We start from the raw sequence: 16,350 nt of genomic DNA on the forward strand, positions 1-16,350 counted from the left end.
TTATGAAGAGCTCTGAGATTTTAAGGGATGTAGCTGGGACCATTGATGAAATTAAAAAAAGACTGGACTCTCTGAGGAGCCTCTCTGATAACAACAAGAAAAAAGCCTTAATCCTGTTGGAGGAGACAAAGAAAAACTTCCTGTATGTTGCAGATAACGTGGTTTACGATAACGAGGATCTTGCAAACTTCTTTCTCAAGAGAGCTGTGAAGCTCAAGAACAGTACAACTGACAAGTTTATAGAGAAAGCAGGCCAGAAGGAATACATGAATCAAATCAAAACCCTGAACCGCTATTCTAAAGTTGCACCCTATGACTTCTCCGGGAAAGTTAAGGACCTTCAAAAGGCATACCGGGCTTTTCTGTTTGGGATGATACCGTTCTACCTCATATCTGGTATATTCGGCCCCGTCTATGCCATAACTGCCCTTATACTGGTTATCCCAACCCTGCTCTCAATACTAAGCCTGAGGAAAAGAGGTAGCTTGGGTCTAATGCTTGCATTCTCCGTGATGCCCATACCAATGGTTATGGGTGCCTTTTCAATTAGGTATTCCATTTACGCTTTTGGAAATCCCGATGAGTTGGCAAGGATAGCCGAGGCGTTCCACCGGGGGACATTATTCGCTCAGGGGATAGTTGCTTTAATTGGGATTCTGGGTGCAGCTAGCTTAATACTCCTGAGTTACGCTAGCTACATGCTCTACAAACACCGCCACGCCTTCCTCTGAGAAATTCAAAAAATTCGGCGCCCTCAGTAGAGGGCCTCCTCTCCCCTTTCTCCCGTTCTTATCCTGACCGCATCATAAACAGGCAGGACAAAGATCTTTCCGTCCCCGGGAATGCCTCGCCTAGCGTTTCTGACTATTATGTCGAGAACGTGCTCAAGGTCGCTGTCCTTCACAACGATCTCCACCTTCACCTTTGGCAGGAGATCGTAGGGCGGAACGCCGCCCTGAACTCCCCTCCCCTGAACCGAGGAAACCGTCAGGGGCACGAAGCCCGCACTTTTGAGGGCCTTCTTCACGTTCTCAAAATCCTCCGGCCGTAGAATAGCCTCTACCTTCTTCATGGTACCACCGGAATAAATAGGGCAAAGTTCCGAAAAGGGTTTCGGAGAAATCACCTGACCTGCTCGATGAACTTCCGGATCCTCTTCGCGGAGATCCCGGTTTTCTTGGCCAGCTCCTCCGGATCCGCTTTCCTCAGATCGTCAACGCTTTCAACGCCCGCTTTTCTGAGCTTTGCCAGCGTTTTCGGCCCGATGCCCTTTATTGAGAGGAGGTCTCCCGTGCTGCTCTCCCTTCTTTGCTCGGCCTTTTTTGAGGGCCGCTTTCTAGAGACCTTCTTTTTCTTTTTCGATGACTTAACGGCCCTCCTCTTCTCCCTTTTCGACTTCACAGCCTCGGCTATGGCCGTCGAGTACGCCCTCTCCTCAACAGGCTTCTCGGCTTTTACCCTCTCAGGTGGAACCTCCGGCGGCTCGACGTACTCCTCAAGCTCCGGCGGATTATCACTTACGTAATGCTCAACCACCACCGGCCTGAAGGCGTTGTCGCGCTCCTCGAGCCCTTCGAGAAGCTTTATATCAAACTCACCGGTCTTAACGTACCTCACAAGCTCGTTCGCCAGCCTGTGGAAGTCCCTGCTGTGGATCAAAACCCTCCTCTTCCCGTACTCCTTTGCCTGGCCCGTCGTTATCAGGAACTGCCAGTCGCTGGCTTCGAGAATCAGCAGTTCCCTCGCCAGCTGCTCGATGGCCCGGTTCGTCAGTTCGTCCCTCCCATAAAAGCGGCTCGCTATGGCCACCATCCTGTCCTCGGCCCTGTAAACGTGCTCCCAGGTCCACTCCGTCTCTTCGTTCCACCAGGTCGAGTGGTCGGCGTTTGCCCCCCACGAGCCCTCGGGGAGCTCTATCTTGTGCCTCTCGTTGGAGTAGTTCTCAAGGAACCTTGAGAGCGTTGTGGTCTTTATGCCCCTAAGCGACATCAGCTCCAGGACCCTTCCGAGCCACTTAACACCTTCAAACCACCAGTGGCCGAAGAGCTCGGTGTCGTAGGGCGAGACGATTATGCCTTTCTCACCTGTCTTCTCCTCGTGCTCCTCCAGAAGCTTCTCGACCAGAGAAACGAAGTGCCTTGCGTGCTCCTCAACGCGCTCCATAGCCTTGTCCGGATCGTAGAAGTCCTTCTCGCCGATGTCGACGTCCTTGCTAGTTATCCTCCAGTACTGGCCCCCGCTCTCTGGAGCTTTTTTGTGGAACTCCCTGTACCAGAAGTCGCCCGGATAACCGAGATGAGCGCTCCAGACCTGGTGGCCCGTCTCGCGGTTCCTCGCGAAGACGGCAACGTTTGAGCCTTTTATCCAGTAGGGCCTCAGCGTTGTTTTCTCCGTTTCCGCCAGGAGAACCTCCCCGTAGACCTTGCTCGCCGGCCCCTCGTCTATGAGCTTGCTCTCCACGAAGAAGTACTCTATGCCGAACTCCTCAAGGAACTTCTCGATACCCTTCCGCTTTACCTTCCTCCCGCCCGGCAGCTCCCATTCGCCAGCGGGCCTGTAGGCACACTCAGGCAGCCATATCCCCCTCGGCCTCCTCCCGAAGTGCTTCTCGTAGGTTGCTATACCGTTCGCTATCTGGGCCCTTATCGCCTCGTCCCGTCCGAGAAGAGGCAGGTAGCCGTGCGTCGCCGCGGAGGTTATTATCTCGATGTAGCCGTTCTCCTGGAACTCGCGGAACTTCCCGAGGATGTCGCCGTTTAGGGCCCTCCAGTAGTCGTAGACCCTTCTGAAGTGGTCCAAGCTGGCCTTCACGGCCTTCTCGTCGTACTTCCCCGACAGGAGGTCTTTCTCCGTAGCCTCTATCTTCCTCCTTATGTAGCGCTCGAACTCCCCTTTGATGTACTCGTCCGCCAGCTGCTCGGCCAGAACCGGCGTTATGTTGATCACGAGGTTGAACCTCACCCCGCTCTCCCTCAGCCTCTCGAACTCCATGAGGAGGGGCAGGTAGGTTTCGCTGATGGCCTCGTATACCCACTCCTCCCCGAAGGGCCATTTCCCGTGCTTCCTGACGTAGGGCAGGTGGGTGTGAAGGACGAATGTGAAGTAGCCCCTCACGTGTATCACCGCTGGTGTTTATAGGCTTCCGGTATTTAACGTTAGTGTGACCAGCCATGGCGTCCTGCTAGAATGCATACATCCAGGCGTTGCCCACCGAAAGTTATTTAGTTCGAAGGGCGAATTCGAGGGGTGGTGGTAACGGTGATCCCCGAGGAGACAAAGAGCGGTATGCTTTCAGGGGCGGTCGGCGTGATCCTTTTGGGGGCGATAATAGCGGTTCTTTCAGGCTCGGTCGGAAACCTGACGAAGCTGGGCTGGATAATCTACGACATAGGCATCGCGGGCCTTTCGTGGATCTTCCTCGATCAGGCCTTCGACGAGTCCAACTCCGACAACCTAAGGATAGCTTTTGCGATCTCGGCGGCCCTGCTGGTGACCTTTGGCTTTAAGCTGTTAGCGGGCCTCTGAGGCCTTCAACCACTTTATCTTTGCTCCCCCATTCTTTTCAAGCCATTCCAGGAGCTCTTGGGCGAAGGTGAACTTCTTCCTCTTGCTCTCCCACACCGGCGAGTGCCTCCTCAGGGAAGGCTTGCTCCACTTCCCGACAACGTCGCCGAAGTCAAAGCCCACCAGGATTATCTCCCCCGCGCCGAGGGCTTCCGCTAGAAAGGCCGCCCTGTCCCCGTCGGTGAACCCCCCGAAGTTGTACACGATGTCGAGCGGCTCCGTCTGACAGGTGCCAAGGATTCTGGAAAAGAGGGGTACGTAAACTGTCAGTTTGTCGATGTTGTCCCCGTGGGCGTGGACGACCATGAACGCTCCCCTGTCGTTGGCGAGCTTGAGGTCGGGAATCCTGCCGTCGAGGTCGGTGACGATTACCTCCGGGACCAGACCCGCATCGAGGAGCGCCGAGGTAGCGCCGTCGGCCGCTATCAGCGTTCCATCGGAGAAGTCGAACTGCTTTAGGGTATCTTCCAGGCTAGGGCCGGCGCCGAAGACGTAAACCTTTCTCCCGACGACCGCGGCTAGCTCCTCCCTCAGGATGTAGTCGTCGCCCTCCAGGAGGAGTGCGCGGAGGACTTGGGCAGCTCTCCTGTCCTCCTCTACCGAGTAGCCCATCTCACGGACTATGCGGAGGTAGAACGGCTTCCACTGCTCCCATATCATTTTTCTCCCCTCAGCTTCCTGTCGATTTTGGTCATCTCCTCCCACTGCCTGCCCGGCCAGTAGATTTGACCGCAGTTCTGGCAGATATAGAACTCCTCGTACTTCTCGTAAACTGTGGGGGGAACCCTATCCTTGACCTCTTCCTTTGAGGCGCGCATTATCAGGCCGTTGCACTTGGGGCAGCGGGCGTTCGCCGGAAACAGCTCCCTGAACTCGACGCCCATGCGTTTAAGTTCCTCAACTTGACTCTCAAGCGAATTAGACGAGAGGAAGAAAACTTTGGCGCCGAGCTTTCCGGCCCGCTCTGCCAAACCAGAGTCCCTCGTCAGGATTATCCTGTTCTCCCTAAGGGCAACGTGGACTATCTTCTCGTCGTCCTCTATCCCATAGAGCGTGTCGTAGCCGTAGAGGCGAAGCCATCTGGCCAAACGGCCGAGCATCATGTCGGCGATGAACTTCATGTTTGAACCTCGGCGGCAACCCTTATAAGGGAAGCTATTTTACAGTCATAAAACGGTGGTGCTCATGCTCGTCTACTTCATCGGCACGGGCGGCAGCGAGGGGATTCCAGCCCATCTGTGCACCTGTTCGACCTGCAGCGAAGCTAGAAAGTTCGGCTTCGCGCAGAGGAGGCCGTCAACGCTCGCCGTAATCACCGAAAACAAAAGAGCCGTCCTCTTCGATGTCGGAACGGACATAAGGGACTTCCTCAACGTCCCGCTGGAGGCCATCTTCCTCACCCACTGGCACCACGACCACATATACGGCCTCTACAAGCTCCGCTGGATGGCACTTGAGACACCCCTCTACGCGCCGGAAGGGCACGCCGACGCTCTAATCCTCACGGAGCCCAAGAACCTGAGGCCGAACGTGGTAAAGCCCGGACAGGAGATGAAGATAGACACCCTAAAAATCACCCCCATAAAGCTCAACCATCAGGTCGAGACCCTGGGTTACCTGATCGAGGAAGACGGGAAGAGCGTTGCAATCCTCTACGACACGAAGGGGCTCCCCGAGGAGACGAGGGAGTTTCTAGAAAGGAAAGCTCCGCTGAGGCTGGCGATAGTTGACGCCACCTACCCGCCGGGAACCGACGATCCATATCACAACAACGTTGATGAGGCCGCTGAGATGGGCCTCTCCTTGGCTGAGAGGACTGTTTTAAGCCACATATCGCACAAGAACTTGCCGTTCCTTGAGCTGACCGAGTACGTGAGGAAGAGGTGGGGGAACAGGGTTCTGGTTGCCTACGACGGGATGGTGTTTTACGTCTGAGCAAAGTCTGCCAAATCCCAGACGAGGTAGCCTTCTTCCCTCAGCTCTTCCTTTCCCCTCACGTCCTTCGCCACGAGGCCGTAGCTTTTCTCCCAGCCCTTCAGGCCGACAAGTTCAGCCTTCCTCTCCAAGCCCTTTAGAACTCCCCTCGCTTCCCTCTCGTTTAGGTCTTTCCACTTGACTTCAACGAAGAGGGCTTTCTTCTCCCGCTCGTTCAAAGCCACCAAATCAATCTCCTCGTTCTTGTGCCACCAGCGGCCGATTTTTGTGAAGCGAAACGGAAGTTTTCCTGCCCTGTTGAGCTCGACTAGAAACTGTCTGGTTATACCCTCAAAGGCGAAGCCGACGTAGCGGTTGAAGTTCCGCCTGAAGTTCTCCAGCGGGACGTCAGGAAGTTCGAGCTCTATCTCCTCCTTGAACGGATGGACGAATGAGTAATAAAAGGCGAAGTAGTTGTCGGCTATGGCGTACCTCGAGTTCCGCCTCTTTGACCTATCGCGCTCTTTGAGGGTTACGGGGGTTTCCCTCCTCACAATTCCCAGCTCGATGAGAACTCCTAGATAGCGGGGGAGCTTTGAACCGTCTATTCCCGTTGCGTTCCTCAGGTCGTTGAACGATCTGTGACCATAGTTTATAGCCTCGAGGATTGTGTTGTAGACGCTCAGGTCTCGAAGCTCGTATCTCAGCAGGAACTCCGCCTCACTGTACAGGAATCCCCTCCCAAAGAACTCCCTTCTCACGTTTTCTTCAACGCTCACGGACGGATTGAATCTCAGGAGGTACTCCGGGACGCCGCCCAGTATGGAGTACGCCTCCACGAGCTCTTCCGTTGAGTAGGAAGGGAAAAATTCTCCAATGTGAAAGAACTTCAGTGGTTCGATCTTAAGTGCCAGGGATCTTCTCCCGTAAATCGGGCTCCCGTATTGTGTCAGCTCCTCCATCATTGAAACGCTTGAGCCGCAGAGCACTATGGGGGTTTTGGCATGGAAATCTAGGTACTCCTGAAGAATTCCAAGGATTCGAGGGTAGTTGCGGACGAGTACTTGGAACTCATCGAGGATGAGCACAGTTCCTGGGGGTAACACCTCCAGGAATTCCCCAAAGGAGGAAAGGGGTTTTCTAATGAAGTCTTCATTTCCGGTAAGGCGAAAGAGCTTGATACTCAGGGCCTTCAGGGTCTCGCTGACTTCCTCCTCCTTGCAGAGATGGTAGACGTGCGGTCTGTCCTTGACGGCCTCTACCAACAGCCGTGTCTTTCCAACCCTCCTCCTACCGTAGACTACTATGAGCGAGTTTCTCTCAAACGCCTCCCTTAGTCTTGAAAGCTCATCCTTCCTGTTCACGAACTTTTGCATTATCATGAGTATATATTCATCATCATGTTATTTAAACCTTTCCGATTCTCTCGGGATAGTCCGAGTAGATGGCCAGTACAACGATGGAGGTCGTTTCCGTGTTGGTATCGCCAACCGGGGTGATTTCTCCGTTCTCAACCTGATAGCCCGTGATTATTCCGCCGTTCTCTGCTTGGAGGGAAGAGATCACGTTAAGACAGCGTGAATAGACCTCCCCGCCTTCAGCAGGGGTTCCCAGCGCGCGGTGGAGGTATATGAACAGGGCGCACTTGTAGGTCTGATACGTTCCATCGAAGGCCCTATCCCTGAAGCCGTTTCCGTCCCACATCGCGAGAAGCCTGGAATAGAGCTCAAGGGCGCCGCTTTCATTGTCCTTTAAAAGATCGCTCAAAGCCCCGTAAACCAGGAGATCAGCGTAGGACTCCCAGTCGCTCATCCCGCACGAAGTGTTGATGACCTCGTATTTTATCTCGAACGCCGCGTTGAACTTCCGGGAATAAACCCTTCCCAGGTTCTTTGTTTCGGTGCAGTAGAAGTCTTTGATGGGCCTTCCGAGGAGGGGGTCAACCTTTCCGTTCCATCCCCCGGAATAGTTCGCCTCAAGGTTTTCGCGGATCCGTTTTCCCAGCGGCGAACCGAGAGCCATCAGGGCGCGTGATGCCAGGAGGTTGTCGTTGGCAACGTAAATCGTCTCGTTGTCTGGATAGGCTTTAACGGCCGCCCTAAGCATGCCGGCCTCCGGGACGTACTGTGATTCCAGGAAGGAACGGAGGGCCGGCTTGTTAAGGTGGAAACTTGGGGATCCCCAATTAGGGCCGTTGAGAAGAAGGAAGGCCAGTATGATAAGGGTTCCAATCGTCAGTACCGTGGCTGGTCTCAACGCTCCCATCGTTACCAGCTAAGCAAGGCGCCGTAAAGTTTTTTCGTTCAGCGCGTTAAATAAAACGGTGGTGGCATGCGCGTTCTCGAGCTGGCTAAGAGACGGAAGACCGTGAGGCAGTTCCTCCCGGAGAGGCCGCCGAAGGAGGATATTCTAAAGGCGATAAAGGCCGCGAAAGAAGCTCCAAGCGGCATGAACGCCCAGCCCTGGAAGTTCGTGGTAATCGACGACGAGTGGCTGAAGGGTAGAATAAGGGAGCTCTGTGAGGCGGAGGAGGAGAAGTTCTATTCAAAGACGAAGGGCGACCTCATGGCCTGGCTGAACGCCAAGGGGTTCAGGCCGGAGAAGCCCTTCCTGAGCGAGGCGCCCTACCTAATCCTCGTCTTCGGACACACGAAGGCTCCATACTGGCTCCAGTCGACGTGGATAGCCGTCGGCTACCTGCTCCTGGCGCTGGAGGAACTCGGCCTCGGCACGGTGACCTACACGCCACCGAACCCCAAGCCGATCGAGGAGCTGCTGAAGGTTCCCCCGGAGTACAAGCTCCAGACGATACTCCCGGTAGGTTATCCAGCCGATCCAAAGCCGAAATACGAGAGGAGGAAGCTGGAGGAGGTCGTGAGCTTCAACGGCTTCTGAGGAGCTTTTCCAGTTCTTCCAGGACTTCCATCTGCTCGTAGGTCTCCACCGAGCCGGGTCTTACCGAGCGAACTTTTCTCAGTGCCTCTCTGAGCGGAAGCCCCTTCGAGTACATAACCCAGGCGGTAGCGACGGTCCCGCTCCTCCCGAGACCTCCAAGGCAGTGGATTAAGACTTTCTTCCCCTCGCGAATCCTAGTGTCAATCCAACGAAGGATTTCAAGGAGCTGCTCAAGGCTCGGTGCTGTGAAGTCCTCTATCGGGCTGTGGAGGATTTCGACCCCTCTTTTCTCCCACTCGTCGAGCGAGTAGGGTAGCTCGTAGTCCTCGACAAGGACCACAACTGCATCGAAGTCATTCACCACCTCGTCGAGCTCTCTCCCGGTCGGCATCCGCGAGAAGGCGACGTTCTCATCCACGAACCTAGCGGAGGGCCACATCTCCATCCCCCGAATTTTTTGGCTCTGAATACTTTAAGGTTGCTCCCAGACCAGGGTTTTCTCGCCCTCGGAAGAGGCGAGGAGGGTTCCGTTTTCGTCGAAGACCCAGGCGCCGCCCGGCGGATAGCTGTTAACGATGAAAGCCCTAACGCCGAGGAGCCTAACCCGTTCCGCCATCGCCTTAACATCTTCTTCGTTCGGTTTTCCGTATTCCGGCGAGTACTCCATCGGCACGAAGAGATAAGCCGGCCTTTTCCGCCTCACCCACTTCAGGATGCGCTTGTTGTAGAGGTCGCCGCAGATGATTACCGCGACCTTCCCGAACTCAGTTTTGGCCGTTCTCACCGTGTTGCCCGTGCAGAACTTGTACGGTTCCTGAAACTTGCGGTGCTTGAGGAGAACCTCGCCGTTTCTGCCGATTAAAAGCGCGGAGTTGTAAACGCAGTTTTTGTAGGGCTCTAAGAGGCCGAAGACGACGTAAACGCCGTTCTCCTTGGCTAGCCCGCTCACCCGTTCGACAATCTCATCGTAAAGCCCAGCCCCGGAGAAGTCCCACTCCTCGAAGCCGGTGAGGCAGTACTCGGGGAAAAGGAGGAAGTCCGGGTTATATGCCAAAGCCTCCCTAAAGCGCCTCTCGAACTCGGCCCAGTTGGCCTCGAAGTTTCCAACCTCAACGCGCATCGGGATTAAAGCTGTTTTCATTTCGGCACCCCCAGCTCACGGCACCACCCTCACCCTGCCCAAGACGTGCGGGAACGCCATCGAGATGGGCTCGAACCATATCCCCTTCCTATCCTTCCCGATGAGTTCTATTCCCTCGAAGAGGTCCCTGACGTTTCCTGTGATTGTAAAGCTGGTCGAGGCCACCACATCACCACCCCTGACCACGAAGGCCGGGTTCGCAAGAACGGAGAAGTTTCCCGTCTTCGAGTCCACCCCTGTGAGCCCCATTATTCCGGCTATCAGATAGCCGTCTCCGAGCTCCTCCAGCATCTCGTCCAGGGAAGCGTCGCCCTTAAGCGTCAGGTGGTGAGGGGCTTCCAAGAGGGCGGTTTCGTACCTCAGCGCGTTCCCCGTGCTCTCCCTCCCTGCCCTGTGAGCCCAGTAGCTGTTCCACAGGTGGCCGGTAAAAACGCCGTCCTCGATTACGGCGCGCCTTTTGGTCGGAATCCCCTCACCGTCGGCCTTAGCTGGCTTAAGGCTCGTTTCGTCCATCGGATCGTCGTAGAGAGTGAAATCCTCTCCAGCGACCCTCTGGCCCTCTTCCAAGGCTGAAAGTCCCCTCGCCACGAGCGAGCCGGAGGCCTCGCGGACGATGCCTAAGTAGAGCAGCTCGGCGAAGGGGAGGGGTGCGAAGGGCACTCTTGCCTCTTCCGGCCGGGCCTTCTCCACGCTTTCGGCCTTTTTGAGCATCTCAGCGCTTTCAAGCATCAGCCCCTTCACGTCCGGGACCTCCGGAAAAGCCACCCACTCCCTGAGGAACGCCTTCCCCCTGGTGAGGGAGAACGCGAAGTCCACGATTCCGTACTGCCCGGAAACGTCTGCACCTCCCGTGTTCCAGACGCTGGTCTTCCTCCGTATTAGCCCGATTTCCAGCTCCGCCACGTTTACACCGCTTCCCTCGACTAGGGCCACCGCTTCCCGGATTTCCTCAACGTGCTCAAAGAGCGAATCCTCCAGCGAACGCCCCCAGCTTATCCTCGTTCCCTCCGGCAGGTGGTAGTCCTCCCTGGGCGAGAGCCTTGAGAGCTCCAAGGCTAGTTTTTCCGCCCTCTCCCCGGCAGTCTCGCCGATACCCTCGACGAGGGCCGTTCCAATCCTGCCGTCCTTGACAATTCTGGCCACGGTAAAGGCCCTCTCGCCGGATTCTGGCCTCAAAACTCCGCTGGAGTAGGAGAGCTTTTCCTTCGCTTCCCAGAGCGTGTAGAACTCGGTCTCCATGCTCATCCCACCCTTATTCCCCTTTCAAAGAGCATGTGCGGCCCTCCGAGGCTCACAAAAGCGATTTGCCCCTTCCCGCAGTAGGAGTTCTCAAAGCCGAGCTCCTTTCCCACCATCGAGACGCCTCTGAGGGCCTCTATGGCCACCCCGCTCGCTGAGAGGTTGGCGACGGGTTTCGTTATCTCCCCGTTCTCGATGAGGTAAGCTTCCGACGCCGAGACCACGAAGGCCGAGTTGAACTCCGTCTGCCCACCGGAGGAGCGGACGAGGTAGTAGCCTTGCTTTATCCCCTCCACCATCTCCTCCAAGGATGCATCGCCGGGCTCGAAGTAGGTGTTCCTCATCCTGATTAGGGGCAGATGGCGGTAGCTCTCGGCCCTGGCGCGGCCGTTTGGCGCAAACCCCCACTCGAAGGCGCGCTCCCTGTCCACGAGGAGCTCGTTCAGAACCCCATCCTTGAGAATCTCGACCTTCCTGACGGGAACGCCTTCGTCGTCGTAGCGGTCGTTTCCAAAGCCGTCTTCCACAACCCCGTCGCTTAGGCTCAGGAAATCCGGGGCGATTCTTTCTCCGAGTAGGTCCTTGAACGGCGTCCCGGGCGTTAAGTCCGCCTCCGCCAGATGGCCGAGCGCTTCGTGAGCTATTAGGCCCGAGAAAAGCGGGCCCAAAATCACAGGGACTTCACCCTTCACGGGCCCCTCAATCCCCTCCAGGGCGCTCTTCAGCTGCCCCTCGATGCCATTTCTGAGGCGCTCCTTCACGTCTTCGAAGGCCTCAAGACCCCTCTCAACGCTCCCGTAGTGGTCGTAAGCCTGCGCGCTCCTCCCGTTCTCCCTCGCCACACCCGAGAGATTGAACTCGACCGAGGAGACCTCCCACTCTATCTCCGTTCCTTCGCTGGTTATCAGCCTCTTAACCCCGCTTCTCCCTGTGCACCCTGCCGACACGGTCCTGTTTTCGCCGGCGACTTCTCCGTAAATCCCTTCAACGAGCTCCGCTACCTCTTCGGGCGAAACGTCCAAAGGCTTGACCTTCATGTTGCTCTTAACGCGATCCCTGACCGGCTTGACCTCGGCGAGACGACGTTTGAGGAACTCAGCGTTGCCGACTTCAAAGCCCTCTCCAGGGCCCGCTCGAGCCCTTCATCAGACGTCGTGAACGAAAAGCCCCATGAACCGTTGAGGAGAACCCTTACCCCGTAGCCGCGCTCCACCTTAGAGGAGGCACTCAGTTCTCCACTCCTCAGGCTTACGCTCCTTGATAGGACCTCCTCGAAGCGGATTTCGGCGTATTCCGCGCCCCTCGCGAGGGCGAGCCTCAGGGCCTTTTCCTCGTCCACAGCCACCACCTGAATTCCAAATCATGGCTAAACTTTAAAAACGATTCGCCGTTGTAAGAAAGGTGTGCCCGATGCTGCGGAACCTCGGGGAGACCTTCGAGCCGACCTATATGGAGAAGTTATGGATGTACGACCCGAGGACTGAAGCCGGGAAAAGGAGGATGGAAAGGCAGAGAGAACTGCTTGAAAGGTTTCTCCCCATAAAAAGCGGCAGGGCTCTTGATGTCGGCTGCGGTATGGGCATCTCGACCCTTGCCCTCGAAGGGCTGGGTTTTGAGGTCGTCGGGATAGACATACAGGAGGAGCTCGTCGGGAAGGCGGGGGAAATCGCGAGGGAGCTCGGTTATAGGGCGGAGTTCCGGGTTATGGACGCAAGAAAGCTCGACTTCCCGGACGGAAGCTTTGACCTCATCGCGCTCCTTGGAAACCCCCTTCCCCACCTGAGCCCCTACGACTTCGACGAAATCGCCAGGGAAGCCTTCAGGGTGCTTGGGCCCGGTGGGGTTCTCTTCCTTGAGTACGCCGACTGGGTTAGGCTTCTCCATGAGGACTACAAAAGCGTGCTCGTCGAGGAGCCCTTCGTTCAGTTCCACGTCTCCCTCGACACCGTGAGGGGGCAGGTGGAGCGGCTTTTCGTCAACCTCGAAAAGGGCTACTTCTTCAGGGTGAAAATCAACCTCTGGGCGCCGTGGATAGTGGAGTTCATCCTGAGGAAGGCCGGCTTCGATGTCGAGACCCACTACCTCGGGACTTTCAGCGTCGTAACCGTAGGGAGAAAATCTGGGGGAAGATGACATGAGAACCCACTCCTTCGGCGTTGAAACCGTTCCCGCCGCGCTTGCCGGGGACTTGGCTATTGGAAGCGTCCACGACGGCAAGGCCTATAAGATAATGCTCGCGAGGCTCGACGGCGAGGAGATAAAAGAGCTGAGGTTCCTCTCAGGCGAGAGGGATTGGGAAGGGCACAGCATAGCGAAGCTCAAAGACGGCTACCTCATCGGTGGGGCCCTCGAAGGCGTCGCAACACAGGACGGCGGCGAGGGCTGGAAGGCCTACGTCGCGAGGCTGGACGATGGCCTGAACGTAATCTGGGAGAAGAAGTTAAAAATCCCCGGCAACGAGGCCGTTTACTCGATTCTGCCTATCAAAGGCAGGGCATTAATAGCGGGCGAGACCTCGGACGGGGAAGGTAGGGCTTTTTCGTCGGGAAGATTACGCTTGAAGGTGAACCCCACTGGCTCAAAAACCTCGGTCCCTGGGGCGATGCCGTGATTTCGGGCCTGGTGGAGCTCGACGGAGGGCTCTTCCTCGTTGGGAGCCTGAAGGGGGAGAGGTGGAAGGTTAAGGCCTTTGAGTTCACCGAGAACGGGGAGCGGGTAGGGAAAAGGGAGCTTGCCGGTGGAATAGCCCTAACGGCCGCCGAAATAGGTGGAAAAATAGTCCTGGGCGGTTATAAGGGGGGAGACCTCTGGGTGTGGAGCGAAAACTGGGAGGCAACGCTTCCAAACGGCGCAGTGACTTCACTCCTGCCCGCTAATTCCCTCCTCGTTGGGGGCGAGGTCGAGGGGAAAGCGGCGGTGATAAAGGCTAAGGACGGAGAAATCCTCTGGAAGAAGGAAATCTGGGAGCGCGGCTGGGTCGAGGTTTTAGGAGAGGGCGTTGCGCTCGGGGTTAAAGAGGAAGAAGGGAAGACGGTGATGGCCGTTGAGGGGATTCAGGGTGATGCCATGAGGCTTTCATTCTCAAGGGATTTGGGAAAGGAAATCTTCACCACGAGCTTCAGAACCCCTTCGTAATCGGAATCTAATCCTCCCTCCTAACGTCCTTGTCGTAGGTTTTGGCCCAGCCATCAAAGTCCCACTCCAAGGAAGTTACCCATGAAAGGAAATTCACAAATCTTTTTAACCCTTCCGCCTAACTCCTCGCCATGAACCGCCGCCTCTACAACGTTTATACCCTCACCTCCGCACTCAGGATCGCTGGCGATTCCATCGAGAGCGTTGCCCTGCCCTGGAGCCTCCTAAACAACACTGGCTCGCTTGTGAGCATCGGAGGGTTTGCGCTCTTCACACACCTCCCTTGGGTTGTTCTCCCGCCTCTCCTCGGCAGGACGCTCGACAGGACGACCAAGAAAGTCAGACTCGCTTTTCTCGCACTCATTTTCCAGGCAGCCCTTGCCATTCTCATAATCCCGCTCTCCTCTAACGTCTGGGCCTTCTACCTCATCGTTTCTGGTATTTCAGCCCTAGACATCCTCCACCGCTACTACGGCTTCTCGCTGATAGCAAGCATGACCTTTGAGGAGAGCGAGCTTCAGAGGCTGAACGCGACGCTGGCCACGGTTGGAAACGTTGTCTCGCTGGTCGCGTTTCCAGTTGCGGGTTTTCTGGCGTATCGCTTCGGGATTAAAGCGATGCTCCTCGATGCGGTTCTCCTTCTCCTCGGAGCTTTTTCCCTGATTCCGTACTTGAACGTGGAAATGGGGCGGGAAAGAAGGCCGGAGGAAGTGGGAGGAACGCGGATAAAGGTGGATAAGCGGCTCATCCTTGGAGTCCTCGCATCGGTGCTCCTCTTTAACTTCGCCCTCGGCTCGTTCAGGATATTTGTCTTCGCCTCGCTGAGGGCCCTCAATAGGGGTGAAGTCCTCTACGGCGTCCTCCAGTCCCTAACGACGGCTGGAAGCCTCGTAGCGGTGGCTGGACTGACCTATCTTGCCAGCAGGAGAAAAATCGGGCTGAGACGGCCGCTTATAGTTGGAATGCTCCTGCAGAGCCTCGCGTTGCTTCTGGTTGGCTTCCCGCTGATCCCCCTTCTCATATCTGCCGTCATTCTGGTGGGCTTTGGTGGTGAACTCCTCAACGTCTCCTTCGACAGTCTGATGCAGAAGGTTATTCCCCTCGGAAGCCTCGGAACTGCTAGGGGTATCTTTGACGCCCTCGCGACACTCGCTATCCCACTCTCGCAGTTGGCCTTTGCGTGGGGGGTTGAAAACGGTGCTGGGGTCCTGATTTCCGCGGTCACCGCGTCAGTGCTGGCGTTTCTTGGGACTATTTTGCTCCAGGTCTGCTTGAGAACTTCCCTTGGGGAGTAGGCTCCGTTAGATTGTGGGGGTCGGCTATTTTCCAAGGGAAACGGTTGTGTACGGAGTACAACTGGACGATCTTAAAAATCGAGTCCTAACTCTAATCAGGTACTTTGTACATGTTCCACAAAAACTATTTATACCTTGGGCCCCAGTAAAAAGGGGGAGCCCCATGAGGAAGGTACTGGCCTTTATACTGGTCGCCGTTGTCATAGCTTCCGGCTGCCTAAAGGACTCTGGCGGCAATGCAACGCCCACCTCCACGACCCCCTCGGAAACCGGATTTCTGGGGGAGCTGGGAAAGGTCTCTCCCTCTGACCCCCTCTGCGGTATGGATCCAAACGTCAGCGTCTCCCAGTTTACCGGCCCGCTTAGGGAGGACTACTCGACCGCCCCCGCCGAGCCCGGGTTCCCGGTTCCCAAGGGCAGCCTGGCCGGCCAGACCCTGGAGGTTTCGTTGAACGGAGTTTCGTCGAAGGTTTACGTCGGCGTTTTTGCCTATCCTGACTCGTACTCGGCCTCTGAAGCTATGAAAGAGCTCAAAGAAAAGCTCAACTCCCTCGGGAACAGCACCGATGGCCTCAAGTGGAAGGGTAAGAACGCTCTCTACTCGGCTTTTGGCATGTATTTCGAGGGCTTTTACCTCATCGTGGTCTTCCAGGTGCCCTACAACGGGGATGGAGTTAACGAAGCGGAGTACGCCCTGAACAAGGTCATGTTCCACGTGATGAGGATCGGCCCCTCCCCGGGGAAGATGCTCGGACTCTTCATGCGCACGGAGGTAGTGAACAAAACCGGAAGGAGCAGTGTGTTCTCAGGCGACCTGCTCTCGGAGAGCGGCTTCACCCCGGAGGGTGCCGGGATAGAGGTGGCGGTTTACAGGGAAGGATGCGGGCAGGAGGTTTACGGAGAGCTGAAGTCGAAGATCGAGAAGCTGGGCTTCGTCGAAAAGCCCCTTCCTCCGCTGAAGTCGAGGGATCCAGCAGGAAAGGTCGTCGAGAGGGCGTACTTTGAAGGAAACGGGAGCGTTTACATCGAGCTGTACGACGGGCCGGGAATGGACAGGGTAATGCTCCTCTACGGGAACGAGAGCGCCGTGAAGGCAACCGTCCAGAACATGTGGTCGGGTGAGGGGACTTTCGATTGACCTATCTCTTTTTGCGTTCCGTCTTATTC

20 protein-coding genes are annotated in these 16,350 nt (G+C 56.3%); 9 read left to right on the top strand and 11 right to left on the bottom strand.

What is annotated here, in order from left to right:
- The first annotated feature begins 2 nt into the window (after nucleotides 1-2).
- Nucleotides 3-731 (top strand): alpha-glucosidase, encoded by a 729-nt coding sequence (locus tag ACZ5AM_RS04190; RefSeq protein WP_464915622.1) that lies wholly within the window; start codon nucleotides 3-5, stop codon nucleotides 729-731.
- 23 nt (nucleotides 732-754) lie between these two features.
- Here ACZ5AM_RS04190 and ACZ5AM_RS04195 read toward each other — a convergent pair whose 3' ends face one another.
- Nucleotides 755-1,072, bottom strand: coding sequence for a P-II family nitrogen regulator (locus ACZ5AM_RS04195; protein ID WP_464915623.1), 318 nt, complete (start codon nucleotides 1,070-1,072; stop codon nucleotides 755-757).
- A 50-nt stretch (nucleotides 1,073-1,122) separates the two neighbouring features.
- Entirely contained in the window at nucleotides 1,123-3,114 is a 1,992-nt protein-coding gene (locus tag ACZ5AM_RS04200; RefSeq protein ID WP_464915957.1) for a 1,4-alpha-glucan branching protein, read from the bottom strand.
- Nucleotides 3,115-3,246: 132 nt separating this feature from the next.
- Between ACZ5AM_RS04200 and ACZ5AM_RS04205 the strand changes: the two genes are divergently transcribed.
- Nucleotides 3,247-3,525: a hypothetical protein gene (locus ACZ5AM_RS04205; RefSeq protein WP_464915624.1), complete on the top strand. Its 279-nt coding sequence runs from the start codon at nucleotides 3,247-3,249 to the stop codon at nucleotides 3,523-3,525.
- On the opposite strand, the gene ACZ5AM_RS04210 is transcribed toward ACZ5AM_RS04205, so the two are convergent.
- Nucleotides 3,511-4,224, bottom strand: coding sequence for a 6-hydroxymethylpterin diphosphokinase MptE-like protein (locus ACZ5AM_RS04210; protein ID WP_464915625.1), 714 nt, complete (start codon nucleotides 4,222-4,224; stop codon nucleotides 3,511-3,513). The genes ACZ5AM_RS04205 and ACZ5AM_RS04210 overlap by 15 nt on opposite strands.
- Nucleotides 4,221-4,685 (bottom strand): Mut7-C RNAse domain-containing protein, encoded by a 465-nt coding sequence (locus tag ACZ5AM_RS04215; RefSeq protein WP_464915626.1) that lies wholly within the window; start codon nucleotides 4,683-4,685, stop codon nucleotides 4,221-4,223. The genes ACZ5AM_RS04210 and ACZ5AM_RS04215 overlap by 4 nt, the downstream gene beginning before the upstream one ends.
- Nucleotides 4,686-4,749: 64 nt before the next feature.
- Here ACZ5AM_RS04215 and ACZ5AM_RS04220 point away from each other — a divergent pair, with 64 nt between their 5' ends.
- Nucleotides 4,750-5,499 carry an MBL fold metallo-hydrolase gene (locus ACZ5AM_RS04220; protein WP_464915958.1) on the top strand — a complete coding sequence of 250 codons (750 nt, stop codon included), beginning with the start codon at nucleotides 4,750-4,752 and terminating at the stop codon, nucleotides 5,497-5,499.
- Here ACZ5AM_RS04220 and ACZ5AM_RS04225 read toward each other — a convergent pair.
- Nucleotides 5,490-6,860 (bottom strand): ATP-binding protein, encoded by a 1,371-nt coding sequence (locus ACZ5AM_RS04225; protein WP_464915627.1) that lies wholly within the window; start codon nucleotides 6,858-6,860, stop codon nucleotides 5,490-5,492. The two genes, ACZ5AM_RS04220 and ACZ5AM_RS04225, sit on opposite strands and share 10 nt — an antisense overlap.
- 25 nt (nucleotides 6,861-6,885) lie before the next feature.
- Entirely contained in the window at nucleotides 6,886-7,743 is an 858-nt protein-coding gene (locus ACZ5AM_RS04230) for a hypothetical protein (RefSeq protein ID WP_464915628.1), read from the bottom strand.
- 66 nt (nucleotides 7,744-7,809) lie between these two features.
- Between ACZ5AM_RS04230 and ACZ5AM_RS04235 the strand changes: the two genes are divergently transcribed.
- Complete coding sequence (locus ACZ5AM_RS04235; protein WP_464915629.1) at nucleotides 7,810-8,373, top strand: nitroreductase family protein; 564 nt, start codon at nucleotides 7,810-7,812, stop codon at nucleotides 8,371-8,373.
- On the opposite strand, the gene ACZ5AM_RS04240 is transcribed toward ACZ5AM_RS04235, so the two are convergent.
- From ACZ5AM_RS04240 to ACZ5AM_RS04260, 5 genes are read right to left on the bottom strand one after another with little or no spacing between them, the layout of a single operon-like run.
- Nucleotides 8,360-8,812 (bottom strand): protein-tyrosine phosphatase family protein, encoded by a 453-nt coding sequence (locus ACZ5AM_RS04240; protein WP_464915959.1) that lies wholly within the window; start codon nucleotides 8,810-8,812, stop codon nucleotides 8,360-8,362. The two genes, ACZ5AM_RS04235 and ACZ5AM_RS04240, sit on opposite strands and share 14 nt — an antisense overlap.
- Before the next feature lie 33 nt (nucleotides 8,813-8,845).
- Nucleotides 8,846-9,514 (bottom strand): carbon-nitrogen hydrolase family protein, encoded by a 669-nt coding sequence (locus ACZ5AM_RS04245; protein WP_464915630.1) that lies wholly within the window; start codon nucleotides 9,512-9,514, stop codon nucleotides 8,846-8,848.
- A 15-nt stretch (nucleotides 9,515-9,529) separates the two neighbouring features.
- Nucleotides 9,530-10,759, bottom strand: coding sequence for a metallopeptidase TldD-related protein (locus ACZ5AM_RS04250; protein ID WP_464915631.1), 1,230 nt, complete (start codon nucleotides 10,757-10,759; stop codon nucleotides 9,530-9,532).
- Nucleotides 10,756-11,790, bottom strand: coding sequence for a metallopeptidase TldD-related protein (locus tag ACZ5AM_RS04255; RefSeq protein WP_464915632.1), 1,035 nt, complete (start codon nucleotides 11,788-11,790; stop codon nucleotides 10,756-10,758). Before ACZ5AM_RS04255 ends, ACZ5AM_RS04250 begins: the two co-directional genes overlap by 4 nt.
- Nucleotides 11,787-12,098: a PmbA/TldA family metallopeptidase gene (locus ACZ5AM_RS04260; RefSeq protein ID WP_464915633.1), complete on the bottom strand. Its 312-nt coding sequence runs from the start codon at nucleotides 12,096-12,098 to the stop codon at nucleotides 11,787-11,789. The genes ACZ5AM_RS04255 and ACZ5AM_RS04260 overlap by 4 nt, the downstream gene beginning before the upstream one ends.
- Before the next feature lie 65 nt (nucleotides 12,099-12,163).
- Between ACZ5AM_RS04260 and ACZ5AM_RS04265 the strand changes: the two genes are divergently transcribed.
- From ACZ5AM_RS04265 to ACZ5AM_RS04285, 5 genes are all read left to right on the top strand, one after another.
- Nucleotides 12,164-12,886: a class I SAM-dependent methyltransferase gene (locus tag ACZ5AM_RS04265; protein WP_464915960.1), complete on the top strand. Its 723-nt coding sequence runs from the start codon at nucleotides 12,164-12,166 to the stop codon at nucleotides 12,884-12,886.
- Nucleotide 12,887: 1 nt separating this feature from the next.
- The gene (locus tag ACZ5AM_RS04270; protein ID WP_464915634.1) at nucleotides 12,888-13,364 is read left to right on the top strand and encodes a hypothetical protein; all 477 of its coding nucleotides are present in this window, start codon (nucleotides 12,888-12,890) and stop codon (nucleotides 13,362-13,364) included.
- Nucleotides 13,361-13,888, top strand: a complete 528-nt coding sequence (locus ACZ5AM_RS04275) for a hypothetical protein (RefSeq protein WP_464915635.1) — start codon at nucleotides 13,361-13,363, stop codon at nucleotides 13,886-13,888. Before ACZ5AM_RS04270 ends, ACZ5AM_RS04275 begins: the two co-directional genes overlap by 4 nt.
- Before the next feature lie 131 nt (nucleotides 13,889-14,019).
- A complete protein-coding gene (locus ACZ5AM_RS04280) occupies nucleotides 14,020-15,183 on the top strand; it encodes an MFS transporter (RefSeq protein ID WP_464915636.1) in 1,164 nt (387 codons plus the stop codon).
- Nucleotides 15,184-15,346: 163 nt separating this feature from the next.
- Nucleotides 15,347-16,321, top strand: coding sequence for a hypothetical protein (locus ACZ5AM_RS04285; RefSeq protein WP_464915637.1), 975 nt, complete (start codon nucleotides 15,347-15,349; stop codon nucleotides 16,319-16,321).
- The last annotated feature ends 29 nt before the right edge of the window (nucleotides 16,322-16,350 follow it).

It is taken from the genome of Thermococcus fumicolans, from assembly GCF_055386755.1.

Excerpts from the sequence above, each read along its gene's own strand:
- ACZ5AM_RS04230 (WP_464915628.1), bottom strand. The coding sequence starts at position 7,743 with ATGGGAGCGTTGAGACCAGCCACGGTACTGACGATTGGAACCCTTATC.
- ACZ5AM_RS04245 (WP_464915630.1), bottom strand. The coding sequence starts at position 9,514 with ATGAAAACAGCTTTAATCCCGATGCGCGTTGAGGTTGGAAACTTCGAG.
- ACZ5AM_RS04250 (WP_464915631.1), bottom strand. The coding sequence starts at position 10,759 with ATGAGCATGGAGACCGAGTTCTACACGCTCTGGGAAGCGAAGGAAAAG.
- ACZ5AM_RS04270 (WP_464915634.1), top strand. The coding sequence starts at position 12,888 with ATGAGAACCCACTCCTTCGGCGTTGAAACCGTTCCCGCCGCGCTTGCC.
- ACZ5AM_RS04285 (WP_464915637.1), top strand. The coding sequence starts at position 15,347 with ATGAGGAAGGTACTGGCCTTTATACTGGTCGCCGTTGTCATAGCTTCC.
- ACZ5AM_RS04280 (WP_464915636.1), top strand. The coding sequence starts at position 14,020 with ATGAACCGCCGCCTCTACAACGTTTATACCCTCACCTCCGCACTCAGG.
- ACZ5AM_RS04235 (WP_464915629.1), top strand. The coding sequence starts at position 7,810 with ATGCGCGTTCTCGAGCTGGCTAAGAGACGGAAGACCGTGAGGCAGTTC.
- ACZ5AM_RS04240 (WP_464915959.1), bottom strand. The coding sequence starts at position 8,812 with ATGTGGCCCTCCGCTAGGTTCGTGGATGAGAACGTCGCCTTCTCGCGG.
- ACZ5AM_RS04210 (WP_464915625.1), bottom strand. The coding sequence starts at position 4,224 with ATGATATGGGAGCAGTGGAAGCCGTTCTACCTCCGCATAGTCCGTGAG.
- ACZ5AM_RS04215 (WP_464915626.1), bottom strand. The coding sequence starts at position 4,685 with ATGAAGTTCATCGCCGACATGATGCTCGGCCGTTTGGCCAGATGGCTT.
- ACZ5AM_RS04265 (WP_464915960.1), top strand. The coding sequence starts at position 12,164 with ATGCTGCGGAACCTCGGGGAGACCTTCGAGCCGACCTATATGGAGAAG.
- ACZ5AM_RS04220 (WP_464915958.1), top strand. The coding sequence starts at position 4,750 with ATGCTCGTCTACTTCATCGGCACGGGCGGCAGCGAGGGGATTCCAGCC.
- ACZ5AM_RS04195 (WP_464915623.1), bottom strand. The coding sequence starts at position 1,072 with ATGAAGAAGGTAGAGGCTATTCTACGGCCGGAGGATTTTGAGAACGTG.
- ACZ5AM_RS04255 (WP_464915632.1), bottom strand. The coding sequence starts at position 11,790 with ATGAAGGTCAAGCCTTTGGACGTTTCGCCCGAAGAGGTAGCGGAGCTC.
- ACZ5AM_RS04225 (WP_464915627.1), bottom strand. The coding sequence starts at position 6,860 with ATGATAATGCAAAAGTTCGTGAACAGGAAGGATGAGCTTTCAAGACTA.
- ACZ5AM_RS04190 (WP_464915622.1), top strand. The coding sequence starts at position 3 with ATGAAGAGCTCTGAGATTTTAAGGGATGTAGCTGGGACCATTGATGAA.